Consider the following 24,991-nt stretch of genomic DNA (forward strand, 5'->3'; position numbering starts at 1 on the left):
ACAAAAAAACCAGTCTTTCGATCATTGTTTCGACAATTAAAACTGAGTATCATGCGCGTCCCCATACTATGGGATTTCAAACATTCATCATATCTATTTGATTTTTAAAAATTTTACCAGAGGTTATATGCAATCTAGTTCGCTTGCCAATCCAGGCCCACTTGGTTTATTGGGCTTTGGTATGACAACAATCCTGCTGAACATCCACAACGCAGGCTTTTTCCCTCTATCATCCGTTATTTTAAGTATGGGAATTTTTTACGGTGGTATTGCCCAAGTGATCGCTGGACTTATTGAATATAAGAAAGGAAATACTTTTGGCGCAACCGCATTTACCTCTTATGGTTTTTTCTGGATTGCTTTAGTTGGTCTACTGTTTTTACCAACCATGGGCTTAGCAGAAGCAACTGACCCCGCATTTTTAGGGATATTCCTGCTGCTCTGGGGAGTTTTTACCTTCTTTATGTTTTTAGGTACCTTTAAAGCTAATTTAGTGCTGCAATTTGTCTTCGGCAGCCTAACCGTGCTATTTGCACTATTAGCGATCGGTAATCTGACTAACAATGCGGCTCTGTTACAATTCGCTGGTTATGAAGGGATTATTTGTGGTGCGAGTGCCTTTTATTTAGCAATGGCAGAAATTTTAAATGAGCAATATGGCAAAACGATTCTGCCAATTGGTCAACGTAGCTAATTAATAGACTCTATACTGTTGACACTATCAGGCGGGCAAAAATCCGCCTGATTTTTTAGATAGATATTATTCCGCAGTACGTATTGCAGATTTAGGTCTGAATGCTTTAACAATCGCTGGGTCAGTCTCGATATATGGACCATCCAAGAGTTGGATGCAGTATGGCACACTCGCGAAAATACCGGATACCACGACATTCCCTTCTTTATCTTTAAGCCCTTCCAAGGTTTCAGCAATCGCTTTTGGCTGCCCCGGTAAGTTTAAAATCAGTGACTGATTGCGGATCACGCCGACTTGGCGAGATAAAATAGCCGTTGGTACGAATTTAAGGCTAATCTGGCGCATCTGTTCACCAAAGCCAGGCATTTCACGGTCAGCAATAGCCAATGTCGCATCTGGGGTGACATCACGACGCGCGGGACCCGTTCCGCCAGTTGTCAGCACTAAGTGACAGGAAAATTCATCCACCAGCTCACACAACGTTTGTTCTATCATGATTTGCTCATCTGGGATCAAACGGGTTTCTATACGAAAAGGCGTGGTTAGGGTTTTCGTCAACCACTCTTCCAGTGCTGGAATACCTTTATCTTCATAAATTCCTCCTGAAGCACGATCAGAAACCGATACCAGACCTATGCGCAACTCATTCATACAAACCTCAAAATTAATTATCGAAACTGTTTATTTAGCAGGGGAATTCCCCGCTAATAACAATAAACACGGTGCATCATACCATGATGGAGAACAGCTGACAGCGGGACTTTTGTGTGAAAATGTGGAATTGGGAGTTTAATCAATGAAAAAAAGGCAGAAAAAAACCCAGCCAATTTAGCTGGGTTTTCTAGAAAATGAACGATTACAGCAACGCTGCGATCATCTTTTCTAATTTTTCTTGGTCAACAGCGAACTTACGGATACCGTCAGACAGTTTATCCACTGCCATTGGATCTTGGTTGTGCTGCCAGTAGAACTCAGCTTCGGTCAATTTAGCACCCGGCTCTTGAGTTTTACCTTCATCTTTCAGTTTACGAACCAATTCACCTTGTGACTCAGACAGCTCTTTCAGCAAAGCTGGAGAGATGGTTAGACGGTCACAACCTGCCAGTTCAATGATTTCACCAACGTTACGGAAACTCGCGCCCATTACCACAGTTTTGTAGCCGTGAGCTTTGTAATAGTTGTAGATTTCAGTGACGGAAACCACACCTGGATCTTCTTGAGCAGCATACTCTTTTTTATCTGTATTTGCTTTATACCAGTCGAGGATACGACCTACGAATGGAGAGATCAGGTAAACACCTGCTTCCGCACAAGCACGCGCTTGAGCAAAAGAGAATAATAACGTTAAGTTACAGTTAATGCCTTCCTTTTCCAGTTTTTCCGCAGCGCGGATACCCTGCCAAGTAGAGGCTAATTTGATCAGAATACGGTCATTGCTGATACCGGCTTCATTATACATTTTCATCAGTCGACGAGCTTTAGTAATACAAGCTTCTTCGTCATAAGAAAGACGCGCATCAACTTCAGTAGAGATACGACCCGGAACTAATTTCAGGATTTCCAGACCGATATTGACAGCCAGTTTGTCGCAAGCATCAACAACTTGTTGTTCACGATTATCACTTTGCTTACGAGCCCACTCTACCGCATCATCGATTAATTTACGGTATTCAGGAATTTGTGCAGCATTTAAAATTAGCGATGGGTTAGTTGTCGCATCTTGTGGCTTGTACAGCTTCATCGCTTCGATGTCGCCAGTATCGGCAACAACAGTTGTTAGACTACGTAAGGAGGTTAGTTTGTCGGTCATTTCTTTAATCTCGTTGTTATACCCGTCATATTTCAAGTTGTAGGGGTGTTGGCTACGTTTATGAACCACCATTCTACAACTTAAACTACTTTGCGTATTATTAAGGAATTGAGGCTAGCGCCGCACCGTCTCATGATAATATCACGCATCCAAGTTGCTGCAAGCGAGGAAATCTCTTGGAAAGCAACTATTTGATCAGCAATCGTTTTCGCAGCAGAATTTAAAACTGAATCCATTTAGCCCATATAACTTATTGAACCAGTAGAGCAGACAATAAAAATGGAATCTACTTATTGCAGCAATTCGCCATTCTAATTAATTTTTTGCTACAGTAGGCAATAATTCTACTTTAACAAGGGTCAAGTTATGCTGATTACTATTTCACCTGCCAAAACATTAGACTACGAAAGCCCACTTGCCACTCAGTTATATACTCAACCCGAATTACTCAGTGAGTCTGAAAAGTTGATCAAAGAGTGTCGAAAATTAACACCCGCCGATATCGCTAGCTTAATGAAAATCAGCGATAAACTCGCAGGGTTAAATGCGGCTCGTTTTGGTGAATGGCAACCCAACTTTACCCCAGGAAATGCTCGACAAGCTATTTTGGCATTTAAAGGCGATGTCTATACTGGCATGCAAGCTGAAACTTTTTCTCAAGCAGACTTTGAATTTGCTCAGCAGCATTTGCGTATGTTGTCAGGTTTATATGGTGTTTTACGTCCATTGGATTTAATGCAGCCTTATCGTTTAGAGATGGGGATTCGCCTTAAAAATAGCCGCGGTAAAGATTTATATGAATTCTGGGGTAATATAATTACTCAACATTTAAATGAAGCATTAGCGGCTCAAGGGGATAATATCCTAGTGAACTTAGCTTCCGATGAATATTTTAAATCTGTAAATATCAAAAAGTTAGACGGCGAAATTATTAAACCGGTCTTTTTGGATGAAAAAAATGGCAAATATAAAGTTATCAGTTTTTATGCAAAAAAAGCCCGAGGCTTGATGAGCCGCTTTATTATCCAAAATAAATTAACCCAATCAAAACAACTATCTGACTTTAATTTAGAAGGCTATCAGTTTGATGAGCAGCAATCTAAAGGCAATGAGCTAGTTTTTACTCGCGCAGAGCAAATCTAATATTTACGCTTATGAGGTGTTTAACACACCCCATAAGCGCCATACTCAACATCAGACATAATATTTCAAATCCTCATCACATTTTGTTGAAAAAATAATCGTTTCAGTGACTTTATAGCATTCATTCCTCAGTGCCCTTGAGACCTTTATGCCAATATTTGGTGAGATCTTTATCATCAATTTTTGGAGGTGAACAATGCCGTATCTCGCATCGTCACATCGTTATACTGATATGGAATATCGCCATTGTGGACGCAGTGGATTAAAACTCCCACTAATCTCGTTAGGACTTTGGCATAATTTTGGCGACAATAAGCCCATTGATAATTGTCGAGAAATGCTACGGCATGCCTTTGACCATGGGATCACGCATTTTGATCTCGCCAATAATTATGGTCCACCACCCGGCTCCGCAGAGCAACAATTTGGACGGGTCCTTCAACAAGACTTTCTGCCTTATCGAGATGAAATGGTGATCTCCACAAAAGCGGGTTACACCATGTGGGAAGGTCCTTATGGGGATTGGGGAAGTAAAAAATATTTAGTCTCTAGCCTTAATCAGAGTCTGAAAAGGCTCGGTTTAGAGTATGTTGATATTTTTTATCATCATCGACCCGACCCACAAACTCCCCTCGAAGAAACCATGAGCGCTTTAGATCTCCTAGTGCGCCAAGGTAAAGCACTCTATGTTGGCATTTCTAATTATCCCGCAGAAACCGCCGAAGAAGCGATCAATATCTTGCGACAACTTGGAACCCCCTGCCTAATTCATCAACCAAAATACTCAATGCTGGAACGCACCCCTGAAGAGGGATTATTAGATTTGCTTGAGGAAGAGGGGGTTGGTTCAATTGCCTATTCCCCCCTTGCTGGCGGTATTTTAACTGATCGCTATCTTAACGGGATCCCCGTAGATTCTCGGGCAGCGAGCAACCCTTCACTCCCGCCAGAGAGATTAACCTCCAATGTCCTCGCTAAAGTCAAAAAGCTGAATGAATTAGCCTTAATTCGTGGGCAAAAACTGAGCCAAATGTCCCTTGCGTGGCTGCTGCGCCATGACCGGATTACATCCGTATTAATCGGAGCCAGCCGCATTAGCCAAATCGATGATGCTCTCGGAATGATGGAAAATCGTGATTTCAGTCAGGAAGAGTTAAAAACTATCGAATTAATTTTAGATGACTCCATATAATTTCTAATATTACTCAATTCTCTCTTGAATAAATTTAGTCAAGAGAGAGTTATTATTCGACTATTTAATTTTCAATATAAACATCTGAATAAAATAATATATTATTATTTTATATTCACCATCTACAAATTAGATCCATTAATTCCTCAACAACATTCTTTTATTCTTTAAATGAGTCAATTACACTTTCCTTGCAGTTTAATCAATCCACTTAATAATGAGGTATGTATATGCAAAAATTATCTATTACATTATTCACATTACTATTTCCTTTATCTATTCTCGCTTCTACTGTTCAAGTTAATGACATTACTCCAACCACTGAGTATCTTTTGAATAATGGAGGTAATGGCGGCAATGGAGGGCACGGCGGTAACGGGGGTAGCGGTGGCCATGGTGGAAATGGTGGCAACGGTGGTAATGGCGGTAACGGAAATTAAATAAAGACAATTATTTCCCCCTTTATCATGGGGGAATGGAGCATACTATGACGAATTACTCTTTATTTTCATTTTTTTCTATTCTATCTTTTTCTATTATATCAACCTCAAGTTACTCTAATAATATTATTAACAATCAAATATATTCACCTCATTTAAATAAGCAAAATATTAATGATGATAAATCAATTTTGAACCTTTGCTTACCTTTTCACTGTCGAGATACTTATTTTCATTTCTCGTACAATGGAAATAATGGAACAAACGGACAGCATGGAAATACCAGTCAAGGGGGTAGAGGCGGCGACGGTCAACAAGGAGGGAATGGAGGCAATGGCGGAAATCATGGTCATGGCAATCATGGAGGACATGCAACACCAGGCAGCAATGGTAATGGTGGAAATGGGGGAAATGGCGGTATTAGCGGTGGCGATGGTGGCCACGGTGGAAATGGTGATGGCTTAGGTAATGGCGGCAACGGTGGGAATGGTTCCATCGATGGTAACGGAGGAAATGGAGGTCACGGCGGATATAATGGCGGGCATGGGGGCAATGGCGGTGATGCATCTGGTAGTGGCAATGGTGGCAGTGGTGGCAATTCAGGCCCTGGAGGGCAACCCGGTAAAGGCGGGAAAGGAGGCCCTAACGGAGGACAAAATGGTTCTGATGGAACCGATTCATAAGCGTAAAGATCACGGCATAAAAAACGGAAGCCTCAGCTTCCGTTATAAACATCAATATTAATTATTGCTTTGGCGCTAGTTTCATTAAAAATTCACGCAGCTGAGCGAAATCAGAAGGTAAAAAATGCGATAATAGCGGTAAATCTGCACGTTCCGCTAATTCTTTAGGCAATGGAATTTGTTTGTTTAAGATAGCTTCAACGCTCTCTTTAAACTTCGCTGGGTGAGCTGTTCCTAAGAATAAGCCATATTCACCATCTTGCAGTTGATCACGCAGAACACGATAAGCGACTGCGGCATGAGGCTCAGATAAATACCCTTTTTTATCTAATTCACGTACCGTTTCTCTAGTCACTTCATCATTGACTACCCCATGACCCAGCTCGTCTAATGACCAACCTTTACGACGGAATAGCTCTTCAATTCGTGGCCAGTTATTTGGTTGGCTCACATCCATCGCATTCGATAAAGTAGCGACCGTTTGATGTGGTGTCCATTTGCCATCCTCTAAATAACGAGGAACAGTATCATTGACATTCGTCGCCGCAATAAAGCGCTTAACCGGTAATCCCATCGATTTCGCGAGTAATCCCGCTGTTAGATCCCCAAAGTTACCACTTGGTACCGAAATCACCAATTGATCCCGTTTCTCTGCTGGGATTTGAGCGACAGCTTCAAAATAGTAGCAAATTTGCGCTAATAAACGACTAATATTGATTGAGTTCGCAGAGTTTAGATACAACGCTTTTTTCAATTCTTCATCATCGAAAGCGTGCTTCACTAATGCCTGGCACGCATCGAAATCATCTTTGATAGCCACTGTGTGGATATTTTTACCCAGTGTACAGAACAGTTTTTCTTGTAGTGGGCTGATTTTTCCTTCCGGATACAGGATCACGACTTGAACATTGTCCACACCATAGAAAGCATGAGCAACTGCTGCGCCAGTATCACCCGAAGTTGCCGTTAGGATAGTCACTGGCGCCCCGCCTGCAACTTGTGCTAACGCTTGCGCCATAAAACGCCCGCCAAAATCTTTAAACGCTAACGTTGGCCCATGATATAGCTCTAACGTAGCCACATCATCTTCCACTTTAGATACCGGGGCAGGAAATGCGAAAGCATCTTTAATACGAGCCTGTAGCTGTTCTGCTGGAATTTCATCGCCGATAAATGCACTTAAAATTCGGCTACTGCGAGTAACAAAATCCAGTTTTAATAATTCATCTATTTCACTCGCACTAAAAGCGGGTAAATCTTGCGGGAAAAACAGACCTTGCTGCTTACCTAAACCTTGTTTCACGGCTTGCGCGAAGCTGACTTGTTCATTGTTATCTTTTAAATTATACAGTTTCATCGTTTACCCTATTGTCCTTGCACCGACCAGATCTAAATGGCAGATATGCACAAAGCCTTCATCATTTTGAATGTAATGTTGTTTTAGGTACTCCACCATTTCTTGCGCGATTTTTATATCATCGCTAATGGTGAACAAGGTTGGACCTGAACCTGAAATTCCACAGGCTAGCGCCCCAATTTGTTTAGCATGCTCACGAGCTTGAGCAAAACCCGGCAGTAATTGAGTTCGGTATGGCTCGGCAACCACATCTTTGATCATTGTGAGCGCCAATTCTGGCTGGTTAGTATGGCAAGCGTGGATAAAGCCTGATAAATATCGCCCATGGTTCACAATGTCATGGCGAGAATAGCTATCTGGTAAAATGGCGCGCGCTTCCGCAGTGGAGACTTTAATCCCCGGATAAGCCATTACCCAATACCAATTTTTAAAGGCAGGAACCGGCTGCGAAATAATGCCATTTTGCTCTATAATCAGCTGTAAGCCGCCGAGGTAGCAAGGTGCAACATTATCATAATGAATACTTCCTGAAATGCGTCCTTCCAAGACCCCCATCATCCCAAGCAGTTCAGTTTGGTCAAACGGTTTACCTGCAAATTCATTGAGCGCCATCAGTGCGGCAACCACTGAACATGCACTTGATCCCAAGCCAGAACCAATGGGCATATTTTTTTCGAGAACCATTGCCACATTCAGTTTTTTACCAAGACGCTCACAAAACAGTTCCCAACATTGATAAACAATGTTGTGTTCCATTTTCTTTGGCAGCTTGCTAACGAATCGACCTTGATTGGTTAATGAAAAAGTATCCGCCGCTTCAATACTGACACAGTCACCTAATAATGAGCCATCAATAGGTGAAACTGCCGCGCCAAGCACATCAAACCCAACGCTCACATTCCCAATTGAAGCAGGTGCATAAACTTTAATCACTTCTTAAACTCCCAATTTCCATGATAGGGTACGCAGCATATCCGCAAATACACCCGCCGCAGTTACATCATTACCGGCACCATAGCCTCTTAACACTAAAGGAATTGGCTGGTAATAGCGCGTATAGAATGCCAGTGCGTTTTCGCCATTTTTCACTTTAAACAGTGGGTCGTTACCATCAACGGCGACAATTTTCACCTGACAGCGACCTTCTTCGATAAGACCGACATAGCGTAACACTTTTTCTTCTGCCTCTGCGGCTTTTATGCGCTCAGCAAATGGGGCATCTAGCTGGGGTAAACGTGCCATAAATTCAGTCACGTTACCTGAACTGTCAAAATCAGCGGGTAATACTGATTCAATTTCAATATCTTCCAGTTCTAATTTATATCCCGCTTCACGGGCAAGAATTAATAATTTACGTGCTACATCCATACCGGATAAATCATCACGAGGATCCGGCTCTGTAAAGCCTTTCTCTTTTGCCAATGTTGTCGCTTCAGACAATGACATGCCTTCGTCTAACTTACCGAAAATAAACGAAAGGGAGCCAGACAAAATACCGCTGAAATGAACCAGCTCATCCCCAGCATTGAGTAAGTTTTGAAGATTCTCGATTACCGGTAAACCTGCGCCAACGTTAGTGTCATATAAGAATTTACGTTTAGAATTCTCTGATGCTTCACGTAGCTGATGGTAATAATCCATCGACAATGTGTTGGCTTTTTTATTCGGCGTCACAACGTTAAAACCATCTTTTAAGAAATTAACATACTGCTCAGCAATTTCTTGATTTGATGTACAGTCGATAATTACTGGATTCAAGAAGTGATATTCACGCTCTAAGCGGATCAAGCGGCTAAGACTAAATGGCTCTTTTGCTTCAGCGAGTTCCGCTTTCCAGTTATCTAAATCAATACCTTGCATATTAGTTAGCATCGCTCTTGAGTTCGCGATACCGCACACACGCAGGTCAATATGTTTCTGTTTTAGCCATTGTTGCTGGCGATGAATCTGCTCAATCAGCGCATTACCAACCCCACCGACACCCACTATAAAGGCCTCGATCACTTGTTCTGCATTGAAGAGCATTTGGTGACATAAGCGTACCGCCGTTGTCGCTGATTCATTGGCAATAACCGCGGAAATAGAGCGCTCAGAGGACCCCTGAGCAATCGCCACGATATTAATATTGCCACGAGTCAATGCTGAGAAGAAACGCGCTGAAATACCTTTTAGCGTACGCATACCGTCACCCACAACGGAGATGATAGCCAGTTGCTCCATCACATCTAATGGGTCTAATACCCCATCCTTCAGCTCTAAATAAAACTCTTCTTCTAGCGCAGTACGTGCTCGTCGAAGTTCATTTTGTGGCACACAGAAACTGATACTGTATTCTGAGGACGATTGGGTGATCAGTACCACGGAGATTCCTTTACGCGACATGACTGAGAAAATACGCGCAGCCATACCCACCATGCCTTTCATTCCCGGACCGGAGACGTTGATCATCGCCATATTATTCAGGTTAGTGATCCCTTTAACTGGGGTACTGACATCCGTTTGTCCATCCCCAATTAACGTTCCCGGAGCACTCGGATTAGTGGTGTTTTTGATCAAGCAAGGAATTTGGAACTGAGCAATCGGTGCAATAGTGCGAGGATGAAGAACTTTCGCGCCGAAATATGAAAGCTCCATCGCTTCTTGGTACGACATTCCCTTGAGTAATCTTGCATCAGGCACTAAACGTGGGTCACAGGTATAAACACCATCAACATCAGTCCAAATCTCACAGCAATCAGCGCGTAAGCACGCCGCTAATACCGCCGCAGAATAGTCAGAGCCGTTACGCCCTAAAACCACGAGTTCACCTTTATCATTCCCTGCGGTGAAACCTGCCATCAAGATAAAATGGTCTTTTGGTATATTTAATTCTGCAATCCGTTTTGTTGATTCATTGATGTCAACTGTGGATTCTAAATAGTGACCTTTTGCAAGCAAGCTTTCGACTGGGTTTATCACAGTAACTTTGTGACCACGTGCTTTTAAAACAGATTCCATGATGGCAATAGAGAGTTTTTCACCACGACAGATAATTGCGGCGTTAATGCTGTCAGGACATTGTCCAAGAAGAGTAATACCATGCAGTACTTGTTTAATTTGCGCGAATTCGTGTTCAGTTAGTTTTTTTAACTTGTCATATTCGAAGCCGGGTAGCTTATCTTTCAAGCCCTTTAACAGATTAGCAAAAATCATTTCTGCATCATTCACATGCGTGATGACATCCTGACCCGCGACTGTTTTTTCAATCATTGCAACGAGATGGTTAGTGATTTTTGCTGGTGCAGATAGCACCAGAGCCACTTGCCCATCAGCTAATTTGCTTTCAGCGATGTCAGCAACGTTCAGTACTCGTTCGTCATTTGCAACCGAAGTACCGCCAAATTTAAGCACACGCATGGTATTTCTCTCCTGAATTAACACCAAAAAAAAGCCCACATCTTTTTGGATGCGGGCTTTTTCATTTTTATTTTTTGGATGCGTCAGCCCGCCCCGTTTCCTGTGGTTACGGTGGTGGTGGTAATAATCGTAGTCAGGCTGATGTTACGCATAAATTCTGTCTGTCTCATTGGGAACATTTAGTTTCTCCCTATACGGTTAAAGTAATTGTTGAAAAATGTCAAATTTATTTGCTCTAACTCGCATAATTCCGCCCTTTCGCTAGATTAAAGATCACCTAGCTTTAGGGAATATTCCTGTATAAAAACAGACAAAAGCTCCATAATCCAGAAATAAAAACCAATTACCATTGAGTTGTCAGATTTAAATATTATTTCAATAGCGGATGCATTTATTGTTCAATAAACAATCAAATTCTAATTATTGATATCTGTCATTGCTAGCTCAGAGGTAATCAAAATATTGAGATAAACACGGTTTTGAAAATCCATGTTTATCTTGAATTATTTTTCATCAATATTGATGCCAACCATAAAATCACCTTACCAAGTCACAAATCAATTCCATTAATTGATGACTCAATAGCCATAAAATTTATTATAAAGAAGAAAATAGAATTCAGATATTTCTTAATTAATTTGTTAATTTTTTGTAAAATAAAAGGGAATAATTCAAAGTGAATAGGTGTAATTCCCTAGTTTGAGTTATAAAAAACCAGAATTGCTATTTTTACGCGATTTTAGATTAATAAAATTGATTTTACTCTTCCTTATTTTTAGAAAAAAAATTACAGTAAAAAAACGTTCCTTCAACCACTTTAAGTTAAATTTCAGCAGTGAGCACCCCATAACTATGCGGGCTCTCATCCATATACTCATGAAATAAAAACATTATCTATTTTTAAAACTATTATTTTTTATCTCAATTCGATACCTCAGAGTAATCTAAATTTGGTATAATTCTCTACCTAACAATCTTTGTTAACGTGCTACAATTGATTTTGATATGTATCAACAAAAGTTAGTTTTTTAGGTGGTAAATGCAGTATTAGCTGTTATATTGCTGTTAACAGCCCAATATTGGGAAAGTGCTTTAATTTTGGTAGGTTTTACTATCTTATGCTTAACGGATAGGCAGCTTTAAATCACTGATAAATGTAAAGACAAATTTATACTCATGAACGTGATTTTCCAGATAATCATACCAACAACCACCTAACTGGAAACGGCTTGTGAGTTCAGTATTTTTATTTTAATACTTTAGGTAGCAAATATGCAGACCCCACACATTTTGATCGTTGAAGACGAAATTGTCACACGTAATACGCTGAAAAGTATTTTTGAAGCGGAAGGTTATGTGGTCCATGAAGCCACTGATGGCGAAGAGATGAATAACGTTCTCTCTGAGCATGACATCAATTTAGTTATCATGGACATCAACTTACCAGGTAAAAACGGTTTACTGCTAGCTCGTGAATTACGTGAGCAAGAAAGTATCGCATTGATGTTTTTAACTGGTCGTGACAATGAAGTCGATAAAATTCTTGGTCTTGAAATTGGTGCTGATGACTATATCACCAAGCCATTCAACCCACGTGAACTGACTATCCGTGCACGCAATTTATTGTCTCGTACAATGAATTTAGTCGGTGGCACAGAAGAACGTCGCCTCGTTGAGAGTTATAAATTTAATGGCTGGGAATTAGATATCAATAGCCGTTCATTAGTTAGCCCTGCTGGCGAGCACTACAAATTACCACGTAGTGAGTTCCGTGCAATGCTACACTTCTGTGAAAACCCAGGCAAAATTCAGACTCGCGCTGACTTACTGAAGAAAATGACCGGCCGTGAATTAAAACCACACGATAGAACGGTCGATGTGACTATCCGTCGTATCCGTAAGCATTTTGAATCAACACCGGATACCCCAGAAATCATCGCAACCATCCACGGTGAAGGTTACCGTTTTTGTGGTGATTTAGACGAATAATCGTCACTTAATATCAGTATCTTGATTTAATGAAACCGTAGTCATTCATGACTACGGTTTTTTTATAAAACATTATCTTAAAGTACCCTTTTTTATTGATTCAGTTATATTTTTTAGAATCACCTAGCGATATATTCCCTTAAATATCCAAAATAAGCTTAGCTTAGACATTGAGGGGATAATATGGGGTTCGTTGTCGATGAAAGAAATAAGCTAGTTGAGGTAGATCACTCTCATAATCATTTTTGCATTACTACTGCAATTGGAAACCCTACAACAACTCTATTGGATAATAACTTAAAAGTTACCTCTATTTTTGCAAGAACAAAAAGTAGAAGAAACAAACATGTCAGAAAACCTATTGGGGATAATAACCCCATGCTTTACGCCTTAAAAGGCCTACACCAGGTCAGAGCTACACGACGTTCAATAATAGATTTGAATCAAAGCTATCGACAAATATTGCCAAAATTTCTCGCCGCTGGTTTTGTATGGGATTGGCTTATTCCATTACCATCATCTAGTAATTTAACAGCTTTATTTGCTAAAAAAGTAATCAAACATTCAGGAATTGGTGAGTATCATCACGACATAATAATAAAAAATAGCGCACAACATACACTTGATAGCCTTTATAATTTGCCCATAAGATCGTCCGAACGCTCCGCCTTACATGAGGATATTAAACGATTTATTTCATTTAACTCACCCAAAACACCTTTTGAAATAAAATCAATTACTCGGGTCAAGTTAAGAAAATATATTAACCCGCTAACTTGGGGAAATATACCCAGCAATATATCTGTCCCCTGCAATATTTTACTTGTTGATGACATGGTAACAACAGGTACCTCATTGATGGCTGCATTTAAGTTACTAAAACAACGATATCCAATCGTTAATATTGAGGCTCTCACCTTATTTGGCTCAAGTAAAAAATAATAATTGCCTCTAATAGTCATAATCGATAGGATACCCATAAGAGCTGGTATGAGCGACCCTGCTCTATAAATTATCGAACGTCGCCCGCGCTGCGCGTGTGTAGCCAGACCGTAAGGGTCAGAAATCACATCCTTAGAGAGCGGATAAGGCAACTAACAGGTTGTAAAAATGTCGTTTCACATTGCACAATCAAAAGGCACTGTAAAAAGTGCCTTTTGCATTTATATTGCTACCAAGGCATAACTGGCACTGCACTCAATGCATTTTTTGGTGAGCCATCAATCATTTTATCCGAATACGTCAAGTAGATTAACGCATTGCGTTTTGGATCATAGAAACGCACCACTTGCAGCTTTTTGAAGACTAATGAAGTTCTCTTTTGGAAAACGACCTGCCCTTTCTGTGGGTTACGTTTTACACGATCAGTCAATTCGATGGGGCCTACTTGCTGGCAAGAAATTGCGGCGTCCGACGTATCTTCGGCTAAGCCTAAACCGCCTTTAATTCCACCTGTTTTAGAACGACTTAAATAGCACGTTACATTATCTACATCGGGGTCATCAAAAGCTTCGACGACGATTTTATGATCTGGGCCGAATACTTTAAATACCGTATCCACTGAGCCAATTTCTTCAGCCACCGTGGCAAAAGAGAATGTCGATAGTAATGATGCGATAGCGAGTTTTTTTATGGCATCGCCTAAGGCGTAATTTTTTAATCTAGAAAAACGCATTCTGTATTCCCTTTTCAGCTTAATTAACTACAGCATCTTAATATAATAAAAATGATGATCACTCTGTTTTGTAACTAAATCTTAAATACACCGCATTTACTATAAACGAAAAAGATAACTTGTTATAGAATAGCGAATCATTGATAACTCATATCAGTCCTGTGAGTCGTATTGCTTGGGGATATCCATGGATCAAACTAATATTATTCGCGATCTTCTTCGCTGGATAGATGATAACCTTGATAAACCATTATCATTAGATAATGTTGCCGCTAAAGCGGGGTATTCAAAGTGGCATTTACAGAGAATGTTCAAGGATGTAACCGATCAAGCTATCGGTGCTTATATTCGCGCAAGACGCCTGTCCCGAGCGGCTGTAGCACTGCGCCTAACCAGCCGTCCCATCCTTGATATTGCATTACAGTACCGATTTGATTCACAACAGACATTCACTCGTGCATTTAAAAAACAATTTAACCTAACTCCGGCATTTTATCGCCGCACTGAAGAGTGGTGTGCCGCAGGTATCTGTCCACCTATCTTGTTGAATGATCACCATCCTCTGAATTATGAATTTGTGCAGATACCGGAACAATCATTGGTTGGTTTAGAACAAAGCTGTTCCTACGCCTTAGAGGAGTGGTCAACAGCCTGTTCGCAAATGCGTCAATCATTCTGGCGCTATTACCTAGAACATACCACCAGCGTAGCATCTGAAGTCTTTGGCTTACATCACGCTATTCACAATGCTGAAAAAGAAGATGAGCAGACCGTGTTTTATACCACAGCGGTCAAACCTGAAGATGCAAGTTTCAATAATACGCAATACAGCCATATCACCATTCCCGCAGGGGAATATGTGAAGTTCAATTTCAGTGGTGAAGCAAATAGAGAAAGATTACAAGAATTTTTGTATCAGATTTATGGTATCTATCTGCCGAAGCTAAACCTAACTCGTCGCCCTGGCTATGATATTGAGCATTACAAAATTAAAGATGTTGAGATTGATGATGTGAGCAATAGTGATCCGAAAACCCATATTGATGCATTCAGCTATTATGTACCTATCAAAATAGATAGCACACAGTACGCACAATAAAATAGGTCTTTTTGGTGATTGAGGCGTTTTCTATGAAAACGCCTTTTTTATACCATTAACCCTGCTGCTCATCTAAGGCAGGCTGCGTTAAATGGGTTACCTCTCCCGCCGTTTCTACGATCCAGCCATTGGCTAACCATGGGCTATTTTGGTAATCCACTCGAGAAAGGGAGCAATTACGCAATCGTAAACGACGCGGTGAATTAGCAGGAACCCCTAAGATACGACTTAATAAAGTACTTAGCGCTAAACCGTGGCTAACCAGCAATGGGCGGCTATCTTCAGGTAATTCAAGGCAACGATTCAATGCTGCAAACATGCGCGTAAACAATTCATCCATTGATTCACCATTAGGAATACGTCCGCCATCAGCGCCATTGATCAAGCTCTGACGCCATTGCTCCTCCTGCTCGGTGAGTGAATCAATCTCTCTCTGTTCTAATACGCCCATATTTAGTTCACGTAAACGCGGTTCTGTGATAATTTCACAACCGCAAACATCCGCAATAATTTGTGCAGTTTCGCGTGTGCGTCCCATATCACTAGTGATAATATGGGTAATACCTTCTGATTTGACCCGATTGGCGACTTGTTCCGCCTGTTTACGACCAAGAGCCGTCAGAGGGCTATCTGATTGACCCTGTATGCGACGAGCAACGTTCCATTCAGTTTCGCCATGGCGAACAAGATAAACCTGTAACATAGATGTGTTCCGTTATTACTGTGCAAAGTATGTGTTCAAAGGAAAATAATTAATGTACCAAGTTATAGCTGCAACGACTAATCCTGCCAAAATTAAAGCAATTCATCTTGCTTTCGATGCTGTTTTTGGACCAGGCAGTTATCAAATTGAAGATATTAATGTCGATAGCAGCGTTCCACAGCAACCTATCGGTAATAATGAAACCCGTACAGGTGCAAGACAACGAGTGATGGCATCGAGACAAGTTCGCCCAGAAGCTGACTTTTGGGTCGGTATTGAAGCTGGCGTCGAAGATGATATGACATTCGCTTGGATTGTTATCGAACACAGCCAAATTCGTGGAGAATCTCGTTCTGCCAGTATCATGATCCCAGAAAAAATTCTTGCGGGGATCCGTGAAGGGCGTGAGCTTGGCGACGAAATGGCATTCTTAACCGGTATTGATAATATCAAGCAACAAGGTGGCGCTATTGGCTTTTTCACCAATGGCGTTCTGACGCGCACCAGTGTTTATCAACAAGCCTTAATACTTGCCTTAGTTCCTATTAAGCACGAAATTTATAAAGAGCTAAACCAGATAGACGATTAATTATACCCGAAACAATTTAAAATGCATGCAGGGCTCTCAATCATTGGGAGCCCTGCTTTTTGGTTAAATAAGACTAAAGTAATTTCGACTCTAGCCACTCTTTGACCGGAATCGGTGCTGATTTCAAACTATTCGACCCACGAGTAATGGTTGCGATCCCAACACCTAACTCATTTTTTAACTCTCGTTGGCTCATTTCACCTCGCATCAACTCTTGCACTATCCTCACTCGAGTTCCTAGCGCTGTCCGTTCATCCGGAGTGAGTAATAGCTGAAGAATTGAATGCTGTATATTTTGTTCAAATGCCATTTGCAGCAGTTCCACAAAACGTTGCCAATCTGCATTCTCATCGGCGGTTAATGCCGGATCAGGGGTATATTCTACAGTCATCGCCTTACCTTCCATACTATTAAACTAGTACAAATAATAGCACAGAACGCTATCCGTCATAGTTAAAAATAAAATAAGAATCAGTATTTCATATTCCATTCAGAAGCAGATAACACATTCCCTTTCTCCCCTAAGAAATGCTTATAAAATAAATCATAAGACAGTACATTTTTCACATAGCCACGGGTCTCGGAGAATGGAATACTTTCTACGAATGCAATTGCATCAATACGCCCTGCACTGTTACCTAACCAACGATTCACTCGTGATGGCCCCGCATTATAAGCCGCACTGGCTAAAATACGGTTATTACCAAACTGTTGATAAACATCATCTAAGTAGGCAGTTCCGAGTTCAATATTCATGACTGGGTTAGTCAGTTGGCTGGTATTCACATAGTTGCTAATACCTTGCTTTTTCGCAGTATGTTTTGCTGTTGCTGGCATCAACTGCATTAAGCCCGTTGCGCCCACAGGAGATTGTGCTTGAGGGTTCCATGCGCTTTCTTGACGAGCAATCGCCATTGCATAACTTTTCTGGATGCTTTTATCACGAGTATAAGTATTAAATTGCTTTTCCCATGCAAGAGGGAATCGCTCTTCCAGATGATCCCACAACTTCGCCGTGATCGTGGCTTGAACGCTGAGATCTGCCCATTTATTGTTAAAGGCATAGCGCGCTAACTGCTCCTGCTGATTAGCAGACATCGAAGAGACTAAATTAATCCATTCGGAACGCGCAAGATTATCCATTTCCCAATACATCAATTCACGTACACGCTGAATTTGCGGCATATTATGAATACTTTCATCCGGTTGTACGGCTTTATTCACATACACGGGATAATCCATTTTCAGCTGCTGAGCCGCAACCATTGGATAAAAACCACGTTTTGACGTTAACTGGCGCAGTAGTGTTTCCCCTTCTGCGGTTTTACCTTGATCAATTAATGTCATCGCCTGCCAATATTGCCACTCTTCCTTATTTTTCACTTCATTAGGAAGTTGCTTCAACCACGTTGCGACGCCCGCTTTGTCACCTTGCCCCAAGGCCAAGCGCACGCGGCGCTCTTTTAAGGTTGCTGAATTCGTTTCACGGATAGTTTCATCACGCCACATTGCCTGCTCAGGGGTTACATCCCCCATGTATTGCCATGCTACGCTATCTTTGAGTTGCTGGGTTTCTGCCATATTCATTTTCTGGGCAGAACTAATTCCCGCTAAAGCGGCACGCGCTTCATCCGGTGATTGACGTGCAAAGCGACTAAAACCCGCTATCGTCGCTTGGCGAGTAAAATCTGTTGGTGTGAGGTTTTTGGCGAATGCCACTACCGATGCCGGATCATTTTGCAATTTAACCAACGCATCTGCGACCGTTTTATAGCTGTTCGGAAGACGCTTAGCAAGGTAAGTTGCGGTTGACGTATTTCCTTCTTTGATCGCTAAATGAATGCGCGCCAAAATCATATCGGTCGATAGGTAGCCTTCCCTTTCCCACTCATTAAATAATTTGTCGCAGGAAGCTGGCATCGAATGGCCATTGAGCCATAATTTTTCAGCACCTTGCCACGCAACTTGTTTATTTCCCGTTGCCCAATTTGCAAAATAGAAATTACATTGCGCTTCTGCTGGTTGAGGAGCTTCAGGGCTAAATTCCAGTAATGATTTCCACTCTTGGCGACGTGCTAACTCATTCACAAAACGGTTTTTGAGTGTTTTTGCGGCAGGTAACGTCGGATAGGTATTAATGAATTCTTGAGCTTGTCTTGGGGAGATAATATCCAAATCTTGGGACAGCTCACGGTAAATCAAATAGGGATAGAGTGGATAATCCTGTAAGGTTGGTAACAATCGTTCTACTTCATCCATTTTATTGGCATCCCAAGCGAGCTTAATCGCTTGATAACGTTCACGTTGTGCCTGTAAAGAATCCGCCCAAACTGTTGTGGATACTAACAGCATCGTCACTGGAACTGCCGCTAACCAACCTTTCATATTTACCCGCTCCATCGCTTAAATCCTGTTAGAGATAAACCTCAAACATACCCAAAGCATCAATTACATGTATCAATAATATTAATGCTACCTAAAGTTTTCAGCCAGTGACAGTGGAGATTTCTTGAATTTATCGAGTTTACAATACTTTTACACTCATTAGTGCGGGGGGGCGGGGCGGTTGAAGGCGCTAGAAAAACCAACATCATCACGCCAACAAAATGTGTTGGCGTGAATTATAGGGATATTTATCTGTATTCCCGTTCTAGAAATAATACCTAGATTGCTATTTAGCCAAATTGAAGTTCGCCTTTATTATACGTTAGGTTCGGAAGATGAGCCGTTGAATCAGCTCTCATGCTATTTTCACTCAATAATTTATTCAATGATTGCAGGTCTCCATATACTGAAGAAGAGTGGTGGAGATGGAGACTGACATCGACATCACATTTTGCAAACCCTTTGTCTTCTCTCACTTTTTCAATTCCATTATTTATCGTATTAAAAGCCACTAACATTCTAATATAGTGGTCTCTATCATTAGCGTTCTTCCCCGGTTTGAATTCCCCGCGAACACTATCCGTTCCTTCATTGATAAACTGATAAACCGAATTTCGAATCTCAAATAAATCATCAACAATTTTATCTATTTTGCTACTTAATTGATTTCGTTGTTCCTTATTCGATATTGAATAAGCATTAATCATACTATCCACTTCATTTTGTTGTGATGAATCCAATAAGTGATAAGCATTTAATTCATTCACTGTCGTTGAAGAATTAAAGCCATTGGTTTTTGTATTGCCTTGAGTGGATACATCGCTAAAATCAATTAAATCAGAATGACGATGAGAAATATTAGCTGAAAACATATTAATTCCTTTTACGCAGATTTATTTCAGTATAAAAACACAATGATAAGTAAATGAGTCCATATTTTTATAACGCTAATAAACCATGCTTAAAACATGCTATTTATCCCGTTATCGCTCCCATCTTAAACGAGTTAATGATTACTAAATTGCACGAAACGCCATCCTTTGCGTCATAAACAATCTCATGGTTTGATCGCAACAACAGACAAAATTTTGATCGATATGGCACTCTCATATGGGAAATTATTGACTTAGGTACAAGAACAATTACAGTTAGGCACAAATGATTTTACTGTCTATGGGAATTCCCCCTCTGAGCACATAAGTTGCCAGGTTGAAGTACTAAAATGCTAAAGTTAGCGATAAATGTCCCTGATATGTCTCATAGATGAAAAATATTTAATTTTTTCTTATAAAACAAAAGGTAAGATAAATTGGCTCAATACGTCTACAGCATGTATCGAGTGGGAAAAATTGTTCCACCGAAACGTCATATTTTAAAAAACATCTCTCTGAGCTTCTTTCCTGGAGCTAAAATTGGTGTTTTAGGTCTTAACGGTGCTGGTAAATCCACCTTACTGCGCATTATGGCGGGTATTGATACGGATATTGAAGGGGAAGCACGTCCTCAGCCAGGCATTAAAATTGGTTATCTGCCACAAGAACCAAAACTGAACCTTGAGCACACTGTACGTGAAGCGGTTGAAGAAGCCGTAGGTGAAGTGAAACAAGCATTAAACCGTCTTGATGAGGTTTATGCTCTGTATGCCGATCCTGATGCGGATTTTGATAAATTAGCCAAAGAGCAAGGTGAGCTAGAAGCAATTATCGCCGCTCATGATGGCCATAATTTGGATAACCAACTTGAGCGTGCCGCGGATGCATTACGCTTACCAGCTTGGGATGCCAAAATTGAAAACCTCTCTGGTGGTGAACGCCGCCGAGTGGCAATTTGCCGCCTACTGTTAGAAAAACCTGACATGTTGCTACTCGATGAACCGACTAACCACTTGGATGCTGAATCCGTAGCTTGGTTAGAGCGCTTCCTGCATGACTACGAGGGCACCGTTGTGGCAATTACCCATGACCGTTACTTCCTCGATAACGTCGCAGGCTGGATCCTCGAACTTGACCGTGGTGAAGGTATTCCTTGGGAAGGTAACTACTCTTCTTGGTTGGAACAAAAAGATGAGCGTCTGGCGCAAGAAGCGTCAACTGAAGCTGCTCGTCGTAAATCCATCGAGAAAGAACTTGAGTGGATCCGTCAAAATCCTAAAGGCCGCCAATCGAAAGGTAAAGCGCGTCTGGCTCGCTTTGAAGAACTTAACAGCGTCGAATACCAAAAACGTAACGAAACCAGCGAGCTGTTTATTCCACCTGGACCACGTCTGGGTGACAAAGTACTCGAAATTGAAAACCTGAGTAAATCTTATGGGGATCGTGTACTGATCGACAACCTGAGCTTCTCGATCCCGAAAGGGGCGATCGTGGGGATCATCGGTCCGAACGGTGCGGGTAAATCAACCCTATTCCGCATGATTTCAGGTCAAGAACAACCGGATTCTGGCTCAATCACGTTGGGTGATACCGTGAAGATTGCTTCCGTGGATCAGTTCCGTGATGCGATGGATGATAGCAAAACTGTATGGGAAGAGATTTCCAATGGTCAAGATATCATGCGTATCGGTAACTTTGAGATCCCAAGCCGTGCTTATGTTGGTCGCTTTAACTTTAAAGGCATTGACCAAGGTAAACGTGTCGGTGAGCTATCTGGTGGTGAGCGTGGTCGTTTACATCTGGCAAAACTGCTGCAAGTTGGCGGTAACATGCTGCTCCTCGATGAACCAACCAATGACCTTGATGTTGAAACTTTACGCGCACTGGAAAACGCCCTGTTAGAATTCCCAGGCTGTGCAATGGTTATTTCCCATGACCGTTGGTTCCTTGACCGTATCGCGACTCACATCATCGATTACCAAGATGAAGGCAACATTACCTTCTTCGAAGGTAACTTCTCTGAGTACGAAGATTACAAGAAACGTACTTTAGGTGCTGATGCGTTGCAACCACATCGTATCAAGTATAAAAAGATGACTAAATAGTCCCTTTTTATGATCAAAAAACGGCACCTTTGGGTGCCGTTTTTTTAATTACATTGAGTTATCTAGCATCAGTAATTGCTGAACTAACGAAACACACTCTAAGAAACGTGAGTCATAGTCTGAGGATTCCACATGGACAAAATCAATACTGTTTTTCTTCAGCATCTCAATCAATAAAGTTTGAAACTCCATGCGGTCTTTATCACTGCCTAAACTACGTAACCCATCCGCCACCCACGGCGTATTATTCTCCAGCACAATCACCAAATCAAAACGATACTCGTCAATCAATGCCTGCACGAAAGGGTGCTCTTTACCCTCATAACGCAGACAAAATGCTTGAGTGGTGACAAAATCCGTATCAATGAAGGCCACTTTGTTCGCATACTTCACTGCAAAATCAATATACTGGGCATGCCCTAACGCAATTTTATCGTAATCAGAATATTGCAGCGCCATCTCATCACCACCCAAATGGCTGAAGACATAATCGCGCCCATACTCCCACGCACTGGTAGTATTAAAAATATTCGCCAGCTTATTCACTAGCGTTGATTTCCCGCTAGATTCGCCACCTAAAATTGCCACTTTACGTACAAAGAAAGGCTTCACTTCGGTTGGAATATATTCCCAATAACGGAATGGCGCCTGACGAATTTGATTTCCACTGATATTCATAAAGGTGCGTTCAGGATCAATCAAGATAGTTTCGATCCCAAGGTGTTTTTTATAACGTTGAACATCATTTGACTCACCAGAATAGATAAAGCTAGGATGAATATTGTGCTTTTTCATAAAGCCTTTCATTCCTTCGCTCCACACTTCCCAACCGTGAGGATAAGGCTCAATTCCTTGCTCATCAAATGAGTGAATATGAATATTTTTTTGATACTTAAAGGTTTGTAGCAACCAGCGCAGTCGGTCACTCACGGTAGGCTGTTGAGACATGGAGCTATTCACAAATAGCTCTTTATCGCGAGGCTCGTCGTGACATAAAATTACATGCAGCTCATCAACTTGGCTACAAGCTCGCTGAATCAAATAAATGTGCCCCGTATGTAACGGATAAAATTTACCGAATACCACGCCAATCGTTTTTTGTTGGATGGGATACTCCAAGCCTAAGAAACGATGAAGTGCAGCAATTTTTTGAGCACTCGGACTTTTGATTTTGTCATTAATTAACTGGCTGAGATACCCTTTGGTCATCTCTGTTGCATCAGCCACTTGCTGTAATGTATAACCAGCACCCTTGATGGCACTTTTTAGATAATCAAATTCAGCCATATTATTTGTCCTTTCGCTTTTATTCCCTTTTTAACAGAGAATCTTTTCTCTCGCTATCGCATCATTATCTAAATGATCCGTGTTGTCGCTAGGCGCAAGCAACAGCGCGGAGCATGACGATAATTTAGAGCTCATCGAGAATACTTAACGCATCCGCTAACTTCTTCACCCCATACACTTTCATATCAGCCGGTAATTTTTTTGGCATATTGGCATGGGGAACGATAGCGCGTTTGAAACCATGTTTTGCCGCTTCTGAAATACGTTCTTGCCCACTCGGTACAGGGCGGATTTCTCCTGCCAGTCCAACTTCACCAAACACCACTAAATCGCGAGGTAAAGGACGGTCTCGGAAACTCGACACTAAAGATAATAGCAACGCAAGGTCAGCGCTGGTTTCCGTCACTTTGACGCCACCGACCACATTCACAAACACATCTTGGTCGGACATTTGTAGCCCGCCATGACGATGCAGCACCGCCAGCAAAATAGCCAAACGGTTTTGTTCTAAACCGACGGCAACACGGCGTGGATTGGACATCATAGAATGGTCGACAAGGGCTTGAATTTCGACCAGTAATGGGCGCGTACCTTCCCACACTACCATCACCGAGCTACCAGACGTCACTTCATCTCCACGACTTAAAAAGATAGCGGATGGGTTGCTGACCTCTTTTAAGCCTTGTTCGGTCATGGCAAATACGCCCAGCTCATTGACGGCACCAAAGCGGTTTTTGTGGCTGCGTAAGGTACGAAAACGGTTATCCGCATCACCATCGAGCATAATCGAACAGTCAATGCAGTGTTCAAGGACTTTAGGTCCCGCCAGTGAGCCATCTTTGGTGACATGACCGACCATGATGATCGCCACGCCGCGAGTTTTGGCAAAGCGAGTCAGATAGGCGGCGGTTTCACGCACTTGCGCGACGCTACCCGGCGAGGATTGGATATCCGCCATATGCATGACCTGAATGGAGTCGATCACCATCAATTTAGGCTGTTCTTGCTCAGCAGTCAGGCAGATTTGTTCAATACTGGTTTCCGACAACATATTCAGTGAATCTGTTGGTAACCCTAAACGGTGAGCACGCATCGCGACTTGCTGTAGGGATTCCTCCCCAGTCACATACAGGGTTTTCATTTCTCGGGATAGCAAGCACATGGTTTGCAGCAATAGGGTACTTTTACCTGCCCCCGGGCTTCCCCCGATCAAAATTGCACTTCCCGGTACTACCCCTCCCCCCAACACGCGGTCAAATTCTTTAAATCTCGTGGTAAAACGCGGCAGTTCTTCGAGGCTAATTTCAGACAGTTTTTGGACTTTACTGACGCCAGCCGCATTTCCTGCATACCCCGTCAGCCTATCTGCACGAGCCGCCGCCGTCGATGCCAAGCGCACTTCCGTAATGGTATTCCATGCATTACAGGCACTACACTGCCCTTGCCAGCGCGGATAATCCGCCCCACACTCATTACACACAAATGCCCTTTTTGCACCTTTCGCCACAGCAACTCCTTAATCACCCAATAAAAATATTTAGCGCTTTATTTTTAAATCTTTAATTCTTTGAC

The 24,991-nt window shown here is 41.8% G+C and carries 23 protein-coding genes and 1 other annotated feature; of the genes, 10 read left to right on the plus strand and 13 right to left on the minus strand.

Annotation, left to right across the window (positions count from 1 at the left end):
• The first annotated feature begins 127 nt into the window (after positions 1 to 127).
• Entirely contained in the window at positions 128 to 694 is a 567-nt protein-coding gene (gene satP / locus PR761_RS08130) for an acetate uptake transporter (protein WP_006815851.1), read from the plus strand.
• Between the two features lie 66 nt (positions 695 to 760).
• Here satP and mog read toward each other — a convergent pair whose 3' ends face one another.
• Together mog and tal are read right to left on the minus strand one after the other, a co-directional pair.
• Positions 761 to 1,345, minus strand: coding sequence for a molybdopterin adenylyltransferase (gene mog, locus PR761_RS08135; RefSeq protein ID WP_006815852.1), 585 nt, complete (start codon positions 1,343 to 1,345; stop codon positions 761 to 763).
• 205 nt (positions 1,346 to 1,550) lie between these two features.
• Complete coding sequence (tal, locus tag PR761_RS08140; RefSeq protein WP_039855672.1) at positions 1,551 to 2,504, minus strand: transaldolase; 954 nt, start codon at positions 2,502 to 2,504, stop codon at positions 1,551 to 1,553.
• 366 nt (positions 2,505 to 2,870) lie between these two features.
• Here tal and yaaA point away from each other — a divergent pair, with 366 nt between their 5' ends.
• From yaaA to PR761_RS08160, 4 genes are all read left to right on the plus strand, one after another.
• Complete coding sequence (yaaA, locus tag PR761_RS08145) at positions 2,871 to 3,647, plus strand: peroxide stress protein YaaA (protein ID WP_006815855.1); 777 nt, start codon at positions 2,871 to 2,873, stop codon at positions 3,645 to 3,647.
• Positions 3,648 to 3,843: 196 nt separating this feature from the next.
• Positions 3,844 to 4,839 carry an aldo/keto reductase gene (locus PR761_RS08150; protein WP_039855630.1) on the plus strand — a complete coding sequence of 332 codons (996 nt, stop codon included), beginning with the start codon at positions 3,844 to 3,846 and terminating at the stop codon, positions 4,837 to 4,839.
• Positions 4,840 to 5,069: 230 nt separating this feature from the next.
• A complete protein-coding gene (locus PR761_RS08155) occupies positions 5,070 to 5,279 on the plus strand; it encodes a hypothetical protein (protein WP_006815857.1) in 210 nt (69 codons plus the stop codon).
• Between the two features lie 191 nt (positions 5,280 to 5,470).
• Positions 5,471 to 5,962, plus strand: a complete 492-nt coding sequence (locus tag PR761_RS08160; RefSeq protein ID WP_223844759.1) for a hypothetical protein — start codon at positions 5,471 to 5,473, stop codon at positions 5,960 to 5,962.
• A 61-nt stretch (positions 5,963 to 6,023) separates the two neighbouring features.
• Here PR761_RS08160 and thrC read toward each other — a convergent pair whose 3' ends face one another.
• The 4 genes from thrC to thrL all read right to left on the minus strand — a co-directional run bounded on the left by thrC (position 6,024) and on the right by thrL (position 10,894).
• Positions 6,024 to 7,319 carry a threonine synthase gene (gene thrC / locus PR761_RS08165; RefSeq protein ID WP_006815859.1) on the minus strand — a complete coding sequence of 432 codons (1,296 nt, stop codon included), beginning with the start codon at positions 7,317 to 7,319 and terminating at the stop codon, positions 6,024 to 6,026.
• Between the two features lie 3 nt (positions 7,320 to 7,322).
• The gene (thrB, locus tag PR761_RS08170) at positions 7,323 to 8,252 is read right to left on the minus strand and encodes a homoserine kinase (RefSeq protein WP_112836161.1); all 930 of its coding nucleotides are present in this window, start codon (positions 8,250 to 8,252) and stop codon (positions 7,323 to 7,325) included.
• Between the two features lie 3 nt (positions 8,253 to 8,255).
• Positions 8,256 to 10,715 (minus strand): bifunctional aspartate kinase/homoserine dehydrogenase I, encoded by a 2,460-nt coding sequence (thrA, locus tag PR761_RS08175; protein ID WP_112836159.1) that lies wholly within the window; start codon positions 10,713 to 10,715, stop codon positions 8,256 to 8,258.
• Between the two features lie 24 nt (positions 10,716 to 10,739).
• Positions 10,740 to 10,860: a sequence feature (Thr leader region), on the minus strand.
• A complete protein-coding gene (thrL, locus tag PR761_RS08180) occupies positions 10,799 to 10,894 on the minus strand; it encodes a thr operon leader peptide (protein ID WP_071599563.1) in 96 nt (31 codons plus the stop codon). Its footprint overlaps the feature before it by 62 nt.
• 1,093 nt (positions 10,895 to 11,987) lie before the next feature.
• Here thrL and arcA point away from each other — a divergent pair.
• Positions 11,988 to 12,704, plus strand: a complete 717-nt coding sequence (gene arcA / locus PR761_RS08185) for a two-component system response regulator ArcA (protein WP_006815864.1) — start codon at positions 11,988 to 11,990, stop codon at positions 12,702 to 12,704.
• A 183-nt stretch (positions 12,705 to 12,887) separates the two neighbouring features.
• Positions 12,888 to 13,646, plus strand: coding sequence for a phosphoribosyltransferase (locus tag PR761_RS08190; RefSeq protein WP_112836157.1), 759 nt, complete (start codon positions 12,888 to 12,890; stop codon positions 13,644 to 13,646).
• A 229-nt stretch (positions 13,647 to 13,875) separates the two neighbouring features.
• On the opposite strand, the gene creA is transcribed toward PR761_RS08190, so the two are convergent.
• Positions 13,876 to 14,379, minus strand: a complete 504-nt coding sequence (gene creA / locus PR761_RS08195; protein WP_154611215.1) for a protein CreA — start codon at positions 14,377 to 14,379, stop codon at positions 13,876 to 13,878.
• Between the two features lie 187 nt (positions 14,380 to 14,566).
• Between creA and robA the strand changes: the two genes are divergently transcribed.
• A complete protein-coding gene (gene robA, locus PR761_RS08200) occupies positions 14,567 to 15,478 on the plus strand; it encodes an MDR efflux pump AcrAB transcriptional activator RobA (RefSeq protein ID WP_006815867.1) in 912 nt (303 codons plus the stop codon).
• A 55-nt stretch (positions 15,479 to 15,533) separates the two neighbouring features.
• Here robA and gpmB read toward each other — a convergent pair whose 3' ends face one another.
• Positions 15,534 to 16,181, minus strand: coding sequence for a 2,3-diphosphoglycerate-dependent phosphoglycerate mutase GpmB (gpmB, locus tag PR761_RS08205; protein WP_006815868.1), 648 nt, complete (start codon positions 16,179 to 16,181; stop codon positions 15,534 to 15,536).
• 52 nt (positions 16,182 to 16,233) lie between these two features.
• Between gpmB and yjjX the strand changes: the two genes are divergently transcribed.
• Entirely contained in the window at positions 16,234 to 16,770 is a 537-nt protein-coding gene (gene yjjX, locus PR761_RS08210; protein ID WP_006815869.1) for an inosine/xanthosine triphosphatase, read from the plus strand.
• Positions 16,771 to 16,843: 73 nt separating this feature from the next.
• Here yjjX and trpR read toward each other — a convergent pair whose 3' ends face one another.
• The 3 genes from trpR to PR761_RS08225 all read right to left on the minus strand — a co-directional run bounded on the left by trpR (position 16,844) and on the right by PR761_RS08225 (position 20,027).
• Positions 16,844 to 17,161, minus strand: a complete 318-nt coding sequence (trpR, locus tag PR761_RS08215; protein ID WP_112836155.1) for a trp operon repressor — start codon at positions 17,159 to 17,161, stop codon at positions 16,844 to 16,846.
• A gap of 80 nt (positions 17,162 to 17,241) precedes the next feature.
• Complete coding sequence (gene sltY, locus PR761_RS08220; RefSeq protein ID WP_126436376.1) at positions 17,242 to 19,170, minus strand: murein transglycosylase; 1,929 nt, start codon at positions 19,168 to 19,170, stop codon at positions 17,242 to 17,244.
• 275 nt (positions 19,171 to 19,445) lie between these two features.
• Positions 19,446 to 20,027, minus strand: a complete 582-nt coding sequence (locus PR761_RS08225; RefSeq protein WP_006815873.1) for an NleF caspase inhibitor — start codon at positions 20,025 to 20,027, stop codon at positions 19,446 to 19,448.
• 437 nt (positions 20,028 to 20,464) lie between these two features.
• Between PR761_RS08225 and ettA the strand changes: the two genes are divergently transcribed.
• A complete protein-coding gene (gene ettA, locus PR761_RS08230; protein WP_039855637.1) occupies positions 20,465 to 22,132 on the plus strand; it encodes an energy-dependent translational throttle protein EttA in 1,668 nt (555 codons plus the stop codon).
• A 48-nt stretch (positions 22,133 to 22,180) separates the two neighbouring features.
• Here the strand turns inward: ettA and nadR are convergent, their stop codons facing one another.
• Entirely contained in the window at positions 22,181 to 23,419 is a 1,239-nt protein-coding gene (nadR, locus tag PR761_RS08235; protein ID WP_112836153.1) for a multifunctional transcriptional regulator/nicotinamide-nucleotide adenylyltransferase/ribosylnicotinamide kinase NadR, read from the minus strand.
• Between the two features lie 124 nt (positions 23,420 to 23,543).
• Positions 23,544 to 24,926, minus strand: coding sequence for a DNA repair protein RadA (radA, locus tag PR761_RS08240; RefSeq protein ID WP_272519349.1), 1,383 nt, complete (start codon positions 24,924 to 24,926; stop codon positions 23,544 to 23,546).
• Positions 24,927 to 24,991: the final 65 nt, after the last annotated feature.

It is taken from the genome of Providencia sp. PROV210, assembly GCF_028479445.1.
In the GTDB taxonomy this organism is placed as follows: Bacteria; Pseudomonadota; Gammaproteobacteria; order Enterobacterales; family Enterobacteriaceae; genus Providencia; species Providencia rustigianii.